The sequence below is a fragment of the Pseudomonas marvdashtae genome (assembly GCF_014268655.2).
GTDB classification, from domain to species: domain Bacteria; phylum Pseudomonadota; class Gammaproteobacteria; order Pseudomonadales; family Pseudomonadaceae; genus Aquipseudomonas; species Aquipseudomonas marvdashtae.
The window spans coordinates 1,027,709-1,045,849 of the sequence record NZ_JABWQX020000001.1 but is presented as its reverse complement, the minus strand read 5'-3'; the positions used below and the strand labels follow the sequence as shown (position 1 = coordinate 1,045,849).

Sequence of the window (18,141 nt, the reverse complement as noted above, 5' to 3'; positions counted from 1 at the left end):
CCACCTGTGTTGCAGGTTTCGGCGGTCTGACTTCTTGATACTCCAAAACCCATGACAGGAAAAAGTACTTTGACGCTTTTTTGAAGTTTATTTTTCAGAGTGACGAATAGCCCTTGGCGTACCGCCGTCGCGCCGTTAAAGTCGGAAGTCCGGTCGCCCCGAATGCACGACAGAATCCCCTCCTCGCCCAACGTTTACGGGGCTTTTGCTTTTCAGCGAAACGCGTCCTGGCAATCCTCCCAACCAATCCCGCTTTGCGCCGTTTGCGCAATGAGCCAAGGCATCGCCGTTTTGACCGCATCCTGCTTGGCGTTGAAATTGATGACGCCGTGGCGCCACAGCAACATCAGAGTCAGCACACGCTGGGCGCTTTGCTCGGGCTTGAGGCGGTTGGTGCTGTCCTGGGGATCGATATCCCATAGCGCCACTTGCAGGCCCTGGGTCCTGAAGAAGGACTGGGCATCTCCTCGGCGCTGGCCTTGGGGCGGGCGGAACAGCGGCACGTAATTCTCGGGAAGCTTGCCCTTGACCAGATCGACGCTGCGCCGCACCGAGTCCTGCCAATCCTGCCAATAGCTGTGGGAGCGGAACTCCCAGCCCTGCACCCCGACGCATTGCCCGGAATACAACGCCTGGAGATCATTGACCGAGCGATCCACCAGCCGCGCCTGGAAATCCTTGCCCAGCACAAAAAAGGTGCCGTTGATGTTCGACTTGCGCAGGTACTCGGTCAGCCACGGCGTATTGTCCGGCGCGACGTTGGCGCCGCTGTCAAAGGTCAGCAAGAACAGTCGGTCGTTCATCGCCTCGCCGTTGCGTTCGTAATCGCCGAAGCGCTCGACTTCGCTGCTGACTTGGGGAAACAGTGCCGCCTTGCGCAGCAGCTCGTCCCGATATTGCGTATGGAAGATCCGGCTCGGCTCGGCCCACTTGATGTAATAGGAATTGTCATCGAGCTCGAATCTGCCCGCCTCTTCGCGCAAGGTCGCCATGTCTTCGACCAGGTAACAAAACGACGCGTCCAATCCGCAACTGCGCTGGGCAAAGTTGTAGCTGGACAGCAGCCGCTGCCACAGCCGTGCCCGCAGGGCGTTGACCGCTGCCATGTTCACCGTGCGTAGCCCCAGGTACTGCTTGAGGGCTATTTCGTCCATGGCATCGACGTCCAGCAACACCCGGGCAAACATCAGGACCTCGGCCCGCGAGGCCACATCGAACAAGGTCGGGCTGGTGAGTTGCTCAGGCCAGGTGCTGCGGTCCAGGGTGGCGACGTCGTTGGGCGCGGCGATGACGCCGAGGCTCAGCAACCAGGCCGATAGAAGAAGGGCGATACGCAAAAGGGATGTCTCCATAACGAAACCCGCGCGGGATGATAGCTGATCCTGGGGCAGCACTGGCCTGTGACCGTATCCTTACTTGGCGAACCTGCTTTTGTGGCGAGGGAGCTTGCTCCTCGCCACAAAGGCTTCCCAGCAATCAATCCGGCCCGCCACCCATCCCCTATCACCTCAATAGCTGGAGTCCCCCCAAACAACCCCCTAGAATCGCCGCACCCTTAAAGGAGACGTTTGCATGCTGATGGTGATTTCCCCCGCCAAGACCCTCGATTTCGAAACACCGCCGGCCATCGAGCGCTTTACCCTGCCGCAATACCTGGATCACTCCCAGGAACTGGTCGAGCAGTTGCGTGAACTGTCACCGGCCCAGATCAGCGAGCTGATGCACGTTTCCGACAAGATCGGCGGCCTCAACGCTGCGCGGTTCGGCAGCTGGAATCCGGCGTTTACGCCAGACAATGCCAAACAAGCACTGCTGGCCTTCAAGGGTGATGTCTACACCGGTCTCGACGCACAAAGCCTCGGCGAAGCCGATTTCGATTACGCCCAGCAACATTTGCGCATGCTTTCGGGCCTGTATGGCCTGTTGCGCCCGCTGGACTTGATGCAACCCTATCGCCTGGAAATGGGCACGAAGCTGGCCAACGCCCGAGGCAAGGATCTTTATGCATTCTGGGGCACCCGTATCAGCGAGTGGCTGAACGAAGCCCTGGCCGACCAGGGCGACGACGTATTATTGAACCTGGCGTCCAATGAATACTTCTCGGCGGTCAAGCGCAGTGCACTGAACGCACGCGTCATCGATACCGAATTCAAGGACCTCAAGAACGGCCAGTACAAAATCATCAGCTTCTACGCGAAAAAAGCCCGCGGCCTGATGAGTCGGTTCGTTATAGAGCAACGCATCAATGACCCGGCGCAACTCAAACACTTCGACGTACAGGGTTATCGCTATAACGCTGAACAGTCCTCTTCGCAAAAAATGGTCTTTCTGCGCGACAACGCCCCGCAATAACGCAACGTCTCTTTCAGGCCCCGATAAGGGGCCTCGATTGAAGCCGTATGTGTCATCCCACTTCCCCGCCCAACTTGCCACTTTCTTGGCGCCAATAAATCAAACACCCCCCGCGCTAACTTTTCTTTCACTCGACAAATGTCAGATTTTTCCGTAGTGGCACCAAAATTTTTAATCCGTAGTGGCACAAAACTATCGACCCCCTTTAACCGCCCGTAACTAAAGGGCCAAACCGTAAGTGCTATCAATATGAGGGCAGTGCCATCTAGGCAAATATTTCGAAAAATTTCGAAAATGGCGATGAGCGGATCGGAACTATGTGAAATTGCACGGCTCATACCACCCGTAACGATTCTCGCCGAGCGTGTACGAGATAACTTACGTGGGACGCCGTCCGAAGTAACCGAGTTGTCACGACAACTTAGCGAAACGGTCGTCTAATTGGATCCACACTTAAGGGACGGGAGATAACGCACCACTACTATCCCCCTACAAGGCCAAGGCTGTGCCCCTATCAAGTGCTCTCACGAGCACACAAGCTTCTGATTTTGTGGGCTTTTTGCCAGAAATCGGAGGTCAACGACCTTTTGCACGGACGTCCCGACAACGAGGACTGGCTGCATAACAGGGCAGGTCATAACAACTAGGCCGCTTTGCGCACAACTTGAGTGCAATTATTTAGACACTCGGAACTTAGTATGCCTGCACACGGCATTGTGGCGCCTGCATTCCACACTTCCGAGTGCTCGATGACCGCTGAACACTATTAACTCCGGCCATTTAATGGCGTGAAAACAGAGGTAAATGCGATGCGCATTAGCATATTTGGTTTGGGTTACGTCGGTGCAGTATGTGCCGGTTGCCTGTCTGCACGGGGCCATGATGTAGTTGGCGTAGATGTCGCCAAAGACAAAATCGACATGATCAACGCCGGTAAATCTCCGATCGTTGAACCGGGTCTTGGCGAGCTGTTGGCGCAAGGCATTCAAACAGGTCGCCTGCGCGGTACCACCAACTTCGCCGAAGCAATTCGCGATACTGACCTGTCGATGATTTGTGTCGGCACGCCAAGCAAAAAGAACGGCGACCTGGAACTCAACTACATCGAAGCAGTGTGCCGCGAGATTGGTTTTGTCCTGCGTGACAAGACCACCCGTCATACCATCGTGGTTCGTAGCACCGTGCTGCCAGGCACCGTGGCTAATGTGGTCATTCCAATCCTCGAAGACTGCTCCGGCAAGAAAGCCGGCGTCGATTTCGGCGTCGCGGTCAACCCTGAGTTCCTGCGTGAAAGCACCGCGATCAAGGACTACGACCAGCCGCCAATGACCGTCATCGGCGAATTCGACACCGCCTCCGGCGACGTCCTGCAATCGCTGTACGAAGAACTCGACGCACCGATCATCCGCAAGGACATCGCCGTTGCCGAGATGATCAAGTACACCTGCAACGTCTGGCACGCCACCAAGGTGACCTTCGCCAACGAGATCGGCAACATCGCCAAGGCCGTCGGCGTCGATGGTCGTGAAGTGATGGACGTAGTCTGCCAGGACAAGGTCCTGAACCTGTCCCAGTACTACATGCGCCCAGGCTTCGCTTTCGGCGGCTCGTGCCTGCCAAAAGACGTGCGCGCCCTGACCTACCGCGCAAGCTCGCTGGACGTGGAAGCGCCGCTGCTCAACTCGCTGATGCGCAGCAACGAATCCCAGGTGCAGAACGCCTTCGACATCGTCTCCAGCCACGACAAGCGCAAAGTCGCCCTGCTGGGCCTGAGCTTCAAGGCCGGCACCGACGACCTGCGTGAAAGCCCACTGGTGGAACTGGCGGAAATGCTGATCGGCAAGGGTTTCGACCTGAAGATCTACGACAGCAACGTCGAATACGCACGCGTCCACGGTGCGAACAAGGATTACATCGAGTCGAAGATTCCTCACGTCTCGTCCTTGCTCAATTCCGACTTCGACGCGGTGATCGACAACTCCGACATCATCATCCTCGGTAACCGCGACGAGAAGTTCCGCGCGCTGACCGAGAACGTACCGGAAGGCAAACAGGTCATCGACCTGGTTGGTTTCATGTCCAAGGCCACCTCCCCGAGTGGCCGGACCGAAGGCATCTGCTGGTAAGTCTGTTAGCCGGCCGGGGCTTGCCCCGGCCGGCCTTTCGCCTGCCTTAACCCATCGGGCCGCCCACAAGGCCCGCCCGAGATAGAGACGGATGCAGATTATGCACAGGCTAAAGCACGGCCTGCTTCAGGCCGCCGGTTGGCTGTTTTACTTGAGTTTATTGATGGGCATCGCCACGGCGTTGCCCACGTCCACGTTCGACGCCGAATCGAAGGATTTCATCTTCCTGATCGGCGCCGTGGGCATTTGGCGTTACTCCATGGGAGCAACGCATTTCGTGCGCGGCATGATCTTCCTGTACATCGTCTACCCACACCTGCGCCGCAAGGTACGCAAGTTGGGCAAGGCGGCGGATCCGTCCCACGTGTACCTGATGGTCACCAGTTTCCGGATCGACGCACTGACCACCGCCCAGGTCTACGGCTCGGTGATTCGCGAAGCCATCGAGTGCGGGCTGCCCACTACCGTGGTCTGCTCCATCGTGGAAATGTCCGACGAATTGCTGGTCAAGAGCCTCTGGGCCCGCATGAACCCGCCAGAGCGCGTCAAGCTGGACTTCGTGCGCATCCCCGGCACAGGCAAGCGTGACGGCCTCGCCTACGGTTTCCGTGCAATCTCCCGCCACTTGCCGGACGACCGCGCCGTGGTCGCCGTGATCGATGGCGACACCGTGCTCGCCGAAGGCGTGGTACGCAAGACCGTGCCGTGGTTCCAGCTGTTCGGCAACGTCGGCGGCCTGACCACCAACGAATTCTGCGAAGTGCGCGGCGGCTACATCATGAGCGAGTGGCATAAGCTGCGCTTCGCCCAGCGTCACATCAACATGTGCTCCATGGCCCTGTCCAAGCGCGTGCTGACCATGACCGGGCGTATGTCGGTGTTCCGCGCCAGCGTGGTGACCAATCCGGACTTCATTGCCGACGTGGAAAGCGACTCGCTGCAACACTGGCGCCTGGGCCGCTTCAAGTTCCTCACCGGCGACGACAAATCGAGTTGGTTCAGCCTGATGCGCCTGGGCTACGACACGTTCTATGTGCCGGATGCGGCGATCAACACCGTCGAGCACCCGCCGGAGAAGAGCTTCATCAAGGCCAGCCGCAAGCTGATGTTCCGCTGGTACGGCAACAACCTGCGGCAGAACTCCCGGGCCCTCGGCCTGGGTATGCGGCGTCTGGGCCTGTTCACTTCAGTTGTGCTGTTCGACCAGCGCGTATCGATGTGGACCTCGCTGCTGGGCTTGACCGTGGCGATCATCGCCAGCTTCAAGTACGGCACCGCATTCATCCTGGTGTACCTGCTGTGGATCGGCATCACACGGTTGCTGTTGACCTTGTTGCTGTCGTGCTCCGGACACCGGATCGGCCCGGCCTACCCGGCGATTCTCTATTACAACCAGATCGTCGGCGCGCTGGTGAAGATCTACGTGTTCTTCCGCCTCGATCAACAATCCTGGACTCGCCAGCCCACCCACCTGACCCGTGATCTCGCCAGCTTTCAACGTTGGTTCAACACTTGGTCGTCTCGGACCATGACCTTCTCCGCCGGCAGCATCTTTGTCGCCGTGCTGCTGACGATGGTCTGACCGGACTTGAATGAATTAACTAGGAAATCGCCCCTATGAACACCGCCGTGAATGTCAACGTAGTGCATGAATCCGAAGCCCAACGCCAACACGCCCGGGTCAAAATCCCGGCCAAGTTGCGCTTCTTCGGCCCTGACCGTACGCCCATGGAAGTCAAGGTCCTGGACCTGTCCGCCGGTGGGCTGTGCTTCAACGCCGGTCAGTTGCCGCTCAAGGTTGGCGAGACCTACAAGGCTCGCTTGCAGTTCGTGATCGACAACCTTGGCCTGGCCATGGACGTGGAACTGCAGATCCGTTCCTACGACCGCGAGACCGGCCGTACCGGTTGCCAGTTCCAGAACCTGGAGCCGCGGGACATCTCGACGCTGCGCCACATCATCACCTCGCACCTGGCCGGCGACATCGTCGGCGTCGGCGACGTGCTGGCGACGCTGCAGCGCGACAACTTCACCAAGGCTCGCAAGCAGAAAGATGAAAACGGCGGCATGAGCGCCTTCGGTCGCCTGCGCGCCGTGACCTTCAGCCTGGGGATTTTCATTGTCGGCCTGGCGGCGTTCGGTTTCATCTTCAAGTCGGTATATGGCATGTACTTCGTCAGCCACGCCCAGGCCGGCATCGTCAACGTACCGGGCATGGCGATCACCATGCCGCGCGACGGCACCGTGCAAAGCCTGGTCAAGCCCGACGGCCTGGCCGCCAAAGGCGCCCCGTTGGCGACCTTCAGCACCAGCATGCTCGACGTGCTCAAGGGTCACTTGGACGACAACCAATTGCAGCCGGCCAAGGTCGAGGAACTGTTCGGCAAGCAAATGACCGGCACCCTGACCTCGCCATGCGACTGCATCGTGGCTCAGCAAATGGTTTCCAACGGCCAGTACGCCAGCAAGGGTGACGTGATCTTCCAACTGGTTCCACGTGGCGCCGAAGCCAACGTCGAAGCGCGCTTCTCCTATCGCCAGTTCGGCGACGTGCGCCCAGGCACTCCGGTCAGCTTCCAGGTTGCAGGCGAAGACGCCACCCGCACCGGCAAGATCGTCAGCAGCAGCAGCCTGAAAAGCGCCGACCTGTCTTCCGATATCCGTGTGCTGATCCAGCCTGACGAAGCCTTGGACAGCTCCCTGGCCGGTCGTCCGGTGGAAGTCGTCAGCGACCGTGGCCCGAACCTGAACTGGCTGATCGACAAAGCCATGGCCGTCGGTCTTTAAGTCGAGGATATGCCCGTGACCATTATAAAAATCCTTAACACCCCACAGAGCCTGTGGGTGCGAGCATGCTCGCGAAAGGATCAACGCGGTCAGGATGAGATGCCGCAAGCGCGTTCCCAAGTGGGGACCCTGTGTGCCTTGGCATTGGCCGTGAGCCTGGCCGGTTGTGCCGGCCTGCCCGACCAACGCCTGGCCAACGAAGCCCTCAAGCGCGGCGACACGGCGTTGGCGCAGCAGAACTATCAGCAATTGGCAGACCTGGGCTACAGCGAAGCCCAGGTTGGCCTGGCCGATATCCAGGTAGACAGCCGCGACCCCGAGCAGATGAGAAAGGCCGAGGCGACCTACCGCGCCGCTGCCGACATCTCGCCACGGGCCCAGGCTCGCCTGGGTCGCCTGCTGGTGGCCAAGCCCGGTTCCACCGAAGCGGAAAAACATGAAGCCGAAGGTTTGCTGAAAAAGGCCTTCGCCAACGGTGAAGGCAATACCCTGATCCCGCTGGCGATGCTGTACCTGCAATACCCTCACAGCTTCCCTAACGTCAACGCCCAGCAGCAGATCAGCCAATGGCGCAGCGCCGGTTATCCGGAAGCGGGCCTGGCGCAAATCCTGCTCTATCGCACCCAGGGCACTTACGACCAGCATCTGGACGAAGTGGAAAAGGTCTGCAAGGCAGCCTTGGCCACCACCGACATCTGCTATGTCGAACTGGCCACGGTCTATCAGAAACGCGCTCAGCCCGAACAGCAGGCTGAACTGCTCAAGCAGATGCAGGCCGGTCACGCCCGTGGCGTAGTGTCTGCCCAGCGTGTGGACAGCGTCGCTCGTGTCCTGGCCGATTCGAGCCTGGGCAAGACCGACGAGAAAACCGCCCAGTCGCTGCTCGAAGGCATCGCCCCCGGCTACCCCGCTGCCTGGGTCAGCCTGGCGCAACTGCTTTACGACTTCCCCGAGCTGGGTGATGTCGACAAGATGATGCAGTACCTGGAAAACGGCCGTGCCGCCGACCAGCCGCGTGCCGAAGTGCTGCTGGGCAAGCTGTACTACGAAGGCAAGTGGGTGCCGGCTGACGCCAAAGCCGCCGAGGAACATTTCCAGAAAGCCGTTGGCCGTGAAGTGTCCGCCGACTACTACCTCGGCCAGATCTATCGCCGTGGCTACCTGGGCCAGGTGTACTCGCAAAAAGCCCTGGATCACCTGCTCAAGGCCGCTCGCAACGGCCAGAACAGCGCTGACTACGCCATTGCCCAGCTGTTTTCCCAAGGCAAGGGCACCAAGCCCAACCCGGTCAACGCTTATGTGTTCAGCCAGTTAGCCAAGGCGCAAAACACCCCGCAGGCCATCGAGCTTGCCCAGACCCTCGAAGCACAATTACCGCCGCAGCAACTTGCACAAGCGCAACGCCTGCTACAACAAGAGCAGGCCATTCGCGGCGCAATGAGCCCCGATACGCTGGAACTGCAAGCCCTAAAAGAAGATGACGGCGAGGAACCTCTATGAAGCTTTTGAAGCTCAATCCTTTTGTGCAGGCTGGTATTGGCCTGTCGTTTGCCCTGCTGTGGTCCTGCCCGACCCTGGCGGCCCTGACCGACAGCAAGAATTTTGGCCTGGAAGTGAAGATCACCGGCCAGTCCGAAGATGACCGCGACCTCGGCACCCAACGCGGTGGCGACGTCAACGGCATCGGCCTGGACCTGCGTCCATGGGTCTATGGGGAAAGTGGAGCCTGGAGCGCCTACGCCATGGCCCAGGCCGTGACGTCCACCGACATCATCGAGACCGACACCCTGCAGCAGTCGGACGACGTGACCCAGCAAACCGACAGCGGCGACCGCGAGGCCAAGAAAAACTACCTGGCCATGCGCGAATTCTGGATTGGCTACCGCGGTCTGACCCCTTATCCGGGCGAACAGTTGAAGTTCGGTCGCCAGCGCCTGCGCAACGACGACGGCCAATGGCGCGACACCAACATCGAAGCCCTGAACTGGACCTTCGACACCACCTTGCTGCGGGCCAATCTCGGCATCGCCGAACGCTTCAGCGAATACCGCACCGACCTCAAGGAGCTGTCGCCACAGGACAAGGATCGCATGCACGTCTACGGTGACGTCGGCTATCAGTGGATGCCTGGCCAGTGGGCGGGTATCCGTGCCCACCATTCCCATGACAGCGGCAGCCTGGATTACCCGACCCCGGGCGAAGCCACCGACACCCTGGACAAGACTCAGAACGGCGATTTGACCTGGCTCGGCCTGGAAGCCAACAGCGACGCCTACAACTGGCGCAACACCAACACCGTCAATTACTGGGCAAGCCTTACCGGCATGACTGGCGATCGCGACACGGTCAACCCGCTCGATGCCGACGGCACCCGCCCCGCGCAACTCAAGCGCAGTGACGACGTCGACGGCTGGGCCACCGACCTGGGTATCCGCCTGCGCCTCGACCCGCAATGGCAAGTCGGTGCAGCCTATGCCCGCGCCAGCGAGGACTACGAACAGAACGGCCTGCAAAGCAACCGGTCGAACTTCACCGGTACTCGCTCACGGGTCCACCGTTTCGGCGAAGCCTTCCGGGGCGAAATGGCCAACACCCAGAGCGCCAGCCTGTTCGGTTCCTGGCAGCTGCGCGACGAATACGACGCCAGCCTGGTGTACCACAAGTTCTGGCGCGTGGACGGCAACAAGCCGGTGGGCAGCAACGGCATCAATGCCGTGGAAAACAACACCGACGACGTGACCGGCGCCATCCTCTCCACCTCGTCCCTGCCGCTGCGTGACGGCAACAAGGACCTGGGCCAGGAAGTCGATCTGGTCGTCACCAAATACTTCAAGCAAGGCCTGCTACCGGCCGCGCTGAGTCAATCCATTGATGAGCCGTCGGCGCTGGTGCGCTTTCGTGGCGGCGTATTCAAGCCAGGCGACGCCTACGGCAAAGAGGTCGATTCGTACATGCATCGCGCCTTTGTCGACGTGATCTGGCGCTTCTGATGCGAACGGCCATGGGAGTGCCCGATATGAACCGCTACCTCAGGAACAGCCAGGCGATGAAAGGTTCGATCAGCCTGTTGGCCGCAGCGATGCTGCTGGCCGGCTCGTCGGCGTTCGCCAACGTTGAACCGGTGGTCAAACCGGGCAACGTGGTCAAGGAACTGCAACAAGCCAAGACCTACACCGTCAGCAGCGCGCCAACCGAACCGCTGGAGCTGGCCGCCCCGACCCTGCCCGACCTTTCCGGCTACACCGCCGAAGCGGTCGCCGCAAAGATCGTGCGCAGCAAGCCCGGCAAAGTCAGCGTGCGGCGGATGATGCAGGAAAACGCCTTGAAGGACTTCATCGGCGGCGACAACAAGATGGCCGAGTGGGTGGTGCGTCAGCACGGCATCCCACAGGCCATCTTCCTTGACGACGGTTATATGAATCTCAAGGACCTGGCTAAAAAGGTGCCCAAGTACATCATCGAAACTTCGCCAGGCGTCTACCTGGCGAAGATCCCGATCGTGGTCGGGCAGAAAGGCATCCTGGAAATCGACAAACAGACCCAGGAACTGCGCCTGTCCCAAGAGGGCGGCTCGTTCCTGGTCAACGATGGACATATGTTCATTCGCGACACCAAGGTCACCGGCTGGCGCGAAAAGGACAACGGCCCCGCCACGTTCCGCTCGGCCAACGAATTCCGGCCGTTCCTGCTGTCCTGGGGCGGCACCGAGACCTACATCGTCAACACCAAGATGGCGAGCTTCGGCTATGCCAACAGTAAGTCGTACGGGGTGAGTATTTCCCAGTACACGCCGAACATGGCCAAGGTCCTCAAGCGCAAGGAACCGACCGGCTGGATCATCGGTTCCGAGTTCTCGGACATGTGGTACGGCTTCTACTGCTACGAGACCAGCGACTTTGTGATCAAAGGCAGCACGTACAAAGACAACATCGTCTACGGCATCGACCCCCACGACCGTTCCCATCGGCTGATCATCGCCGACAACACCGTCTACGGGACCAAGAAAAAGCACGGGATCATTATTTCCCGTGAGGTGAACGACAGCTTCATTTTCAACAACCGCAGCTACGACAACAAACTCTCCGGCGTGGTGATCGACCGTAACAGCGTGAACAACCTGATCGCCTACAACGAGATCTACAAGAACCACACCGACGGCATCACGCTGTACGAGAGTGGTGACAACCTGCTGTGGGGCAACAAAGTGATCAGCAACCGCCGCCACGGCATCCGGATTCGTAACAGCGTGAACATTCGCCTCTACGAAAACCTGTCCATGGCCAACGGCTTGACCGGTCTCTATGGCCACATCAAGGACCTGTCCGACACCGACCGGGACATCAAGCTCGACCCGTTCGACGCCGAAGTGTCGTTGATCGTGGTCGGTGGTGAACTGGCCGGCAATGGCAGCGGCCCGTTGTCCATCGACTCGCCATTGAGTGTCGAGCTGTACCGCGTGTCCATGCTCGCGCCGACCAAATCCAGCGGCATCAGCTTCACGGGGATTCTTGGCGAACGCCAGGACGAAATTCTCGACCTGCTGGTGCGCCAGCAAAAAGCCGTGCTGATCGACCCTGTCGAACGCCAGACCGAAATGCGGGACTGAGGAATGACCTTTATGAACCCACAGATGATCAAGCTCCTGGGCCTGTCCGCCCTGACTGCCGGCATTCTAGCCGCCGCAAGCGGCGCGCGTGCCGATGAAATAAAGGCACCGACCTTTACCGCTGAACCGTGCTGCAACCTCTGCCCTGCCGCCCATGACGCGAAGAACTACACCACGCGTTACCAGCAGAACTTCACCACGCTGGTACAGGCCCAGGGCGACTGGTTGTTCCGTACCCAGGAAGACCTGCGTACTGAATTCAATACCACGCCGGCCGGCTACAAGCGCATGCAGCAGCTGCACGATGCCTTCAAGAAAAAAGGCGTTGAACTGGTACTCGTCTACCAGCCGACCCGGGGCCTGGTGAACCGCAACAAACTCAACCCGCAGGAAAAGGCCAGCTTCAATTTCGACAAGGCCTTGGCTAACTACAAGTCCATGCTTGGCCGCTTTGCCCAGATGGGTTATGTGGTGCCAGACCTGTCGCCGCTGACCAATGAAAACCTGCCCGAAACCCTGCCCGCCCACGATTTCTACTTCCGTGGCGACCAGCACTGGACACCGTACGGCGCCCAGCGCACGGCAAAAATCGTCGCCGAGAAGATCAAGCAGCTCCCGGCCTTCGCCGACGTCCCCAAGCGTGAATTCGAGACCAAGAAGTCCGGCCGCATGGGCAAGACCGGCACCCTGCACAACATGGCCGGGCAACTCTGCGGCACCAGCTACGCAATCCAGTACATGGACCAGTTCACCACCGAGCCTAAAGGCGAGGCCGGCGATGGCGACCTGTTCAGTGATGCAGGCGATCCACAGATCACCCTCGTGGGCACCAGCCACAGCGGCAAGAACTACAACTTCGCCGGCTTCCTGCAAGAAGCCATCGGCGCCGACATCCTCAACGTGGCCTTCCCCGGCGGCGGTTTCGAGGGCGCGATGATCCAGTACCTGGGCAGCGAAGAGTTCCAGAAGAGCCCGCCGAAGATTCTCATCTGGGAATTCTCGCCGCTGTATCGCCTGGACCAGGAAACCATCTACCGCCAGATGATGGCGCTACTGGACAACAACGGTTGCGAAGGCAAGCCAGCGCTGATGAGCAGCAAGGCCAAGCTCAAGCCGGGCAAAAACGAATTGATGGTCAACAGCAAGAATATGGACCTGCGTAACGGCAGTCACCAGATCGATATCCGCTTCGCCGACACCTCGGTGAAAACCTTGCAAGCCACCCTCTGGTACATGAATGGGCGCCACGAGGACATCAAGATCGAAAAACCGAACACCTCCGAAACCGACGGACGTTTCGCCTTCCAATTGCGCACCGACGAAGACTGGGCTTCGCAAAACCTGCTGGCTCTCGAAGTCCAGGGTCCTGAAGCCGGTAAAGAGCCGCTGCAAGTCGAAGCGAAAGTCTGCAAACGCAACGCATCTTCGCAAGCCGAGCAACAAACGGCTCAAATCGGACAATGAGGTCTCGTCTCATGACTAGAACCATGCGCACCCGAACGTTGAAAACGCTGCTGGCGCCGTCGCTGCTGGCCTTGGCGATGTTCGCCGGGGCCACGCAGGCCGCGGCCCCGCTGCGTCCGCCGCAGGGCTACTTCGCACCGATCGAAAAGGTCAAGGAAGGTAATGGCGGCCAAAGTTGCGATGCCGTGCCAACGCCGTATACCGGCTCGCTGCAGTTTCGCAGTAAGTACGAGGGCTCCGACAAGGCTCGCTCGACACTGAACGTGCAATCGGAAAAAGCCTTCCGCGACAGCACCGCCGACATCACCAAAATCGAGCGTGGCATTAGCAAGCAGGTCATGCAGTTCATGCGCGACGGTCGTCCCGAGCAACTGGAATGCACGCTGAACTGGTTGACCGCCTGGGCCCAGGCCGATGCGTTGATGTCCAAGGACTTCAACCACACCGGCAAGTCCATGCGCAAATGGGCCTTGGGCAGCATGGCTTCGGCCTATGTGCGCTTGAAGTTCTCCGAGTCGCGCCCGCTGGCCAACCGTCAAGAGCAAGCGCAATTGATCGAAGGCTGGTTCAGCAAAATGGCGGATCAAGTCGTCAGCGACTGGGACAATTTGCCGTTGGAAAAAACCAACAACCACTCGTACTGGGCCGCCTGGTCGGTAATGGCCACGTCCGTGGCGACCAACCGTCGCGACCTGTTCGACTGGGCCGTCAAGGAATACAAGGTAGGCGTCAACCAGGTCGACGCCGAAGGCTTCTTGCCCAATGAGCTCAAGCGCAAGCAACGGGCCCTGTCCTACCACAACTATGCCCTGCCGCCACTGGCGATGATCGCCAGTTTCGCCCAGGTCAATGGCGTGGACTTGCGCCAGGAAAACAACGGCGCCCTCAAGCGATTGGGTGACCGCGTGCTGGCCGGCGTCAAGGACCCGGATATTTTCGAAGAGAAGAACGGCGAAGAGCAGGACATGAAAGACCTGAAGATCGATTCGAAATTTGCCTGGCTCGAACCGTTCTGCAGCCTCTACACCTGCTCCGAAGACGTGCTGGAACGCAAGCATGAAATGCAGCCGTTCAAGACCTTCCGACTCGGCGGTGACTTGACGCGGGTGTACGACCCTTCGCATGAGAAAGGCGAAAAAGGAAGCTGATTACCGCTGATCATTCCCACGCTCTGCGTGGGAATGCAGCCGGGGACGCTCTGCGTCCCAAAAAGCCGAACGCGGAGCTTCCGTAGAGGCATTCCCACGCAGAGCGTGGGAACGATCATCACCCCTCTTTTTCATGGGGGGGTTTGGGGGGGCTCTGGCCCTTGACTGTTGATTCAACATGGAGAGATCGGGATGGTATTTTCATCCAATGTGTTCCTGTTCCTATTCTTGCCGATCTTTCTCGGCTTGTATTACTTGAGCGGGCAACGCTATCGCAACCTGCTGCTGCTGATCGCCAGCTACGTGTTCTATGCCTGGTGGCGGGTGGACTTCCTGGCCCTGTTCGCAGGCGTGACCCTGTGGAACTACTGGATCGGCCTGAAAGTCGGCGCCGCCGGTGTGCGCACCAAACCGGCCCAGCGCTGGCTGCTGCTCGGCGTGGGCGTGGACTTGGCGATCCTGGGCTACTTCAAATACGCCAACTTCGGCGTGGACAGCCTCAATGCGATCATCAGTGGCTTCGGTCTGAACCCGTTCATCCTGACCCACGTACTGTTGCCGATCGGGATCTCGTTCTACATCTTCGAGTCCATCAGCTACATCATCGACGTCTACCGCGGCGACACCCCGGCAACCCGCAACCTGATCGACTTCGCGGCATTCGTGGCGATCTTCCCGCACTTGATTGCCGGTCCCGTGCTGCGTTTCCGTGACCTGGCCGACCAGTTCAACAACCGCACCCACACGCTGGACAAGTTCTCCGAAGGCTGCACGCGCTTCATGCAGGGCTTCATCAAGAAAGTGTTCATCGCCGACACCCTGGCGGTGGTGGCCGACCATTGCTTTGCCCTGCAAAACCCGACCACCGGCGATGCCTGGCTCGGCGCCCTGGCGTACACCGCGCAGTTGTACTTCGACTTCTCCGGCTACAGCGACATGGCCATCGGCCTGGGCTTGATGATGGGTTTCCGCTTCATGGAAAACTTCAAGCAGCCGTACATCAGCCAGTCGATCACCGAGTTCTGGCGTCGCTGGCACATCAGCCTGTCGACCTGGCTGCGCGATTACCTCTACATCACCCTTGGCGGTAACCGCAAAGGCACGCTGATGACCTATCGCAACCTGTTCCTGACCATGCTCCTGGGCGGTCTGTGGCACGGCGCGAACATCACCTACGTGATCTGGGGCGCCTGGCACGGCATGTGGCTGGCCATCGAGAAAGCGGTGGGTATCGACACCAACCCACGCAGCATCAACCCGATCCGCTGGGCGCTGACGTTCCTGCTGGTAGTGATGGGCTGGGTGATCTTCCGTGCAGAAAACCTGCACGTGGCCGGTCGCATGTACAGCGCCATGTTCAGCTTCGGCGACTGGTCGCTGTCGGAACTGACCCGTGCCAACCTCACCGGCCTGCAGATCGCTACGTTGGCGGTGGCCTACATCACCCTCGCCTTCTTCGGCCTGCGCGACTTCTACACCAATCGTCCGCCGGTCAAGGCCAAGCCTGAACAGAGCACCGAAGCCAACGGTCCTGCTACCGCGCAACCGGGGCTGATCAAAGCCGTACCGGGCGACAACCCGTCGACCATCCATGAACCGGGCTACACCGTCGGCGTCGAAGCCCAGGTGCAACCGGCCTACTGGACTGTGGACTGGTCTCGCTACGTGATGCGCACCCTGGTGTTGGTGCTGTTCATCGCCTCGATTCTCAAACTGTCGGCGCAAAGCTTCTCGCCGTTCCTTTACTTCCAGTTCTGAGGGATCTGAACATGACCCGCTCATTACGCATCTTCTACGTCGCGCTGTTTATGCTGATCCTGACAGCCCTGGGTATTTGGTCGATGCGCAGCTTCCTCGGCTTCAGTACCAACCCCGATGCGACCGTGCTCAACGGTCGCTGGGCCAAGGCCGTGGAAACGCATTACGACGAAGAGTTTCCGATCAAGCGCCTGGGCACCAACATCTGGGCGGCACTGGACTACAAGCTGTTCAACGAAGGCCGCAAAGGCGTGGTCCTCGGCCGCGACCAGTGGCTATACAGCGACGAAGAGTTCAACCCGATCGTCAACGAAGAACAGAACCTGCAGGACAACTACGCGCTGGTCGAAGGCGTGCGCCAGAAACTCAAGGAACAGGGCATCACCTTGGTCATGGCGATCGTCCCGGCCAAAGCGCGGCTGTACCCGGAACACTTGGGTGAAGTGAAGCCTTCGAGCATTCACGCCAACCTGTACCAGGATTTCCACGCTCGCGTGGCGGCAGACAAGATCCTCGCCCCGGACCTGCTCGGCCCGATGCAACAGGCCAAGCAAAGCGGCCAGCAAGTGTTCCTGCGCACCGACACCCACTGGACACCGGAAGGCGCGCAAATCGCTGCGGAACATCTGGCCAAGGCGATTGCCGAACGTACTCCTCTCAACGGCGAGCCACAGCGTTTCGTCACCGAGCCTGCGGAAAAGATCATCCACAAGGGCGACCTGCGTCAGTTCCTGCCGCTGGACCCGCTGTTTGAAAACCTGATGCCAGCCCAGGAGCCGCTGGTCAAACGCAACACCCGCGAAGCCGACGACCAGCCGGCCAGCGACGACGCGTTGTTTGCCGATGCCCAGGTGCCCGTGGCCCTGATCGGTACCAGCTACAGCGCCAACCCAACCTGGAACTTCGTCGGTGCGCTCAAGCAAGCCCTGCACAGCGACGTCGTCAACTACGCCGAAGACGGCCATGGCCCGATTCTGCCGATGCTCAGCTACCTCAAGAGCGACGCCTTCAAGAACAGCCCGCCACAAGTGCTGATCTGGGAGTTTCCAGAACGTTATTTGCCAGTGAACAACGAGATCGGCGACGCCGATCCGCAGTGGGTCGCCGAGCTCAAGCAAGCCGGTGCCCGCCAACAGAACGTAGCTGCTAACACACAATCCGAGACGCCCGATCGGGCGCAAAACTGAAAGAGAGGTCCACCATGACTTTCAACACTACTCCTCGCCGTCTCGCTGCTCGCTCCTTCAAGGCCGTTGCCCTGGTCGCCAGCATGAGTGCCCTTTCGTTCTCCGCCTTCGCCGGTGACTCAGCCCTGTACGGCCCGGTTGCGCCAAAAGGTTCGAGCTTCGTGCGGATCTACAACGCCAGCAACGCCGAAATCAGCGCCACCGTCGGCAGCACCAACATCAGCGACGTGGCCCCGTTGGCCAGCAGCGACTTCAGCTTCATGCCTGGCGGCGACTACAGCGCCAAAGTGGGCAGCCAGACCGTTCCGGTTAAACTGGCTTCCGATCACTATTACACCCTGGTGAACAACGCCACCGGCCAGCCACAACTGATCGAAGAACCACCGTTCAAGAACAAGCAGAAATCCCTGGTACGCGTCCAGAACCTCACCGACAAGGCGTTGACCCTCAAGACCGCTGACGGCAAGACCGAAGTGGTTCCGAACGTAGCGGCCAAGGGCCGTGGCGAACGTGAAATCAACCCGGTGAAAGTAAGCCTGGCCCTGTTCGAAGGCGACAAGAAAGTCGGCGACCTCAAGCCAGTTGCCCTGGAACGCGGCGAAGCAGCCGTGCTCTACGTGACCGGCTCGGGCAGCAGCCTGTCGCCAGTATGGGTCAAGCGTCCGGCTTCCACCCGCTGATCATTTGCCCGGGCGGCCTGCGGGCTGCTCGGG

Annotated in this window: 13 protein-coding genes; 12 read left to right on the top strand and 1 reads right to left on the bottom strand. The window is 59.7% G+C overall.

The window, feature by feature from the left end; all coding sequences use genetic code 11:
• Positions 1-212 precede the first annotated feature (212 nt).
• Complete coding sequence (locus HU742_RS04830; protein ID WP_186638399.1) at positions 213-1,337, bottom strand: polysaccharide deacetylase family protein; 1,125 nt, start codon at positions 1,335-1,337, stop codon at positions 213-215.
• A gap of 235 nt (positions 1,338-1,572) precedes the next feature.
• Here HU742_RS04830 and yaaA point away from each other — a divergent pair, with 235 nt between their 5' ends.
• From yaaA to HU742_RS04770, 12 genes are all read left to right on the top strand, one after another.
• A complete protein-coding gene (gene yaaA, locus HU742_RS04825; protein WP_186638398.1) occupies positions 1,573-2,352 on the top strand; it encodes a peroxide stress protein YaaA in 780 nt (259 codons plus the stop codon).
• 809 nt (positions 2,353-3,161) lie between these two features.
• Positions 3,162-4,478 carry a nucleotide sugar dehydrogenase gene (locus HU742_RS04820; RefSeq protein WP_186643549.1) on the top strand — a complete coding sequence of 439 codons (1,317 nt, stop codon included), beginning with the start codon at positions 3,162-3,164 and terminating at the stop codon, positions 4,476-4,478.
• Between the two features lie 100 nt (positions 4,479-4,578).
• Complete coding sequence (gene alg8 / locus HU742_RS04815; protein WP_437179874.1) at positions 4,579-6,060, top strand: mannuronan synthase; 1,482 nt, start codon at positions 4,579-4,581, stop codon at positions 6,058-6,060.
• 35 nt (positions 6,061-6,095) lie between these two features.
• On the top strand, positions 6,096-7,265 hold the full coding sequence (locus tag HU742_RS04810) for an alginate biosynthesis protein Alg44 (protein WP_186638396.1): 1,170 nt from the start codon (positions 6,096-6,098) through the stop codon (positions 7,263-7,265).
• A gap of 15 nt (positions 7,266-7,280) precedes the next feature.
• On the top strand, positions 7,281-8,765 hold the full coding sequence (algK, locus tag HU742_RS04805; RefSeq protein ID WP_186643548.1) for an alginate biosynthesis TPR repeat lipoprotein AlgK: 1,485 nt from the start codon (positions 7,281-7,283) through the stop codon (positions 8,763-8,765).
• Between the two features lie 5 nt (positions 8,766-8,770).
• Positions 8,771-10,255: an alginate export family protein gene (locus tag HU742_RS04800; RefSeq protein ID WP_186638433.1), complete on the top strand. Its 1,485-nt coding sequence runs from the start codon at positions 8,771-8,773 to the stop codon at positions 10,253-10,255.
• Positions 10,256-10,281: 26 nt separating this feature from the next.
• Positions 10,282-11,871 (top strand): mannuronan 5-epimerase AlgG, encoded by a 1,590-nt coding sequence (gene algG, locus HU742_RS04795; RefSeq protein WP_186643547.1) that lies wholly within the window; start codon positions 10,282-10,284, stop codon positions 11,869-11,871.
• A gap of 12 nt (positions 11,872-11,883) precedes the next feature.
• Complete coding sequence (locus tag HU742_RS04790; protein WP_186643546.1) at positions 11,884-13,335, top strand: alginate O-acetyltransferase; 1,452 nt, start codon at positions 11,884-11,886, stop codon at positions 13,333-13,335.
• A 23-nt stretch (positions 13,336-13,358) separates the two neighbouring features.
• Positions 13,359-14,483 (top strand): mannuronate-specific alginate lyase, encoded by a 1,125-nt coding sequence (locus tag HU742_RS04785; protein ID WP_437179873.1) that lies wholly within the window; start codon positions 13,359-13,361, stop codon positions 14,481-14,483.
• 192 nt (positions 14,484-14,675) lie between these two features.
• Positions 14,676-16,241: an MBOAT family O-acyltransferase gene (locus HU742_RS04780; protein WP_186638388.1), complete on the top strand. Its 1,566-nt coding sequence runs from the start codon at positions 14,676-14,678 to the stop codon at positions 16,239-16,241.
• 11 nt (positions 16,242-16,252) lie between these two features.
• The gene (locus HU742_RS04775) at positions 16,253-17,428 is read left to right on the top strand and encodes an alginate O-acetyltransferase (protein WP_186638386.1); all 1,176 of its coding nucleotides are present in this window, start codon (positions 16,253-16,255) and stop codon (positions 17,426-17,428) included.
• A 14-nt stretch (positions 17,429-17,442) separates the two neighbouring features.
• Positions 17,443-18,108 (top strand): alginate O-acetyltransferase AlgF, encoded by a 666-nt coding sequence (locus HU742_RS04770; RefSeq protein WP_186638385.1) that lies wholly within the window; start codon positions 17,443-17,445, stop codon positions 18,106-18,108.
• The last annotated feature ends 33 nt before the right edge of the window (positions 18,109-18,141 follow it).

Excerpts from the sequence above, each read along its gene's own strand:
- HU742_RS04785 (WP_437179873.1), top strand. The coding sequence starts at position 13,359 with ATGCGCACCCGAACGTTGAAAACGCTGCTGGCGCCGTCGCTGCTGGCC.
- HU742_RS04790 (WP_186643546.1), top strand. The coding sequence starts at position 11,884 with ATGAACCCACAGATGATCAAGCTCCTGGGCCTGTCCGCCCTGACTGCC.
- yaaA (WP_186638398.1), top strand. The coding sequence starts at position 1,573 with ATGCTGATGGTGATTTCCCCCGCCAAGACCCTCGATTTCGAAACACCG.
- HU742_RS04810 (WP_186638396.1), top strand. The coding sequence starts at position 6,096 with ATGAACACCGCCGTGAATGTCAACGTAGTGCATGAATCCGAAGCCCAA.
- algG (WP_186643547.1), top strand. The coding sequence starts at position 10,282 with ATGAACCGCTACCTCAGGAACAGCCAGGCGATGAAAGGTTCGATCAGC.
- HU742_RS04770 (WP_186638385.1), top strand. The coding sequence starts at position 17,443 with ATGACTTTCAACACTACTCCTCGCCGTCTCGCTGCTCGCTCCTTCAAG.
- HU742_RS04775 (WP_186638386.1), top strand. The coding sequence starts at position 16,253 with ATGACCCGCTCATTACGCATCTTCTACGTCGCGCTGTTTATGCTGATC.
- HU742_RS04820 (WP_186643549.1), top strand. The coding sequence starts at position 3,162 with ATGCGCATTAGCATATTTGGTTTGGGTTACGTCGGTGCAGTATGTGCC.
- alg8 (WP_437179874.1), top strand. The coding sequence starts at position 4,579 with ATGCACAGGCTAAAGCACGGCCTGCTTCAGGCCGCCGGTTGGCTGTTT.
- HU742_RS04780 (WP_186638388.1), top strand. The coding sequence starts at position 14,676 with ATGGTATTTTCATCCAATGTGTTCCTGTTCCTATTCTTGCCGATCTTT.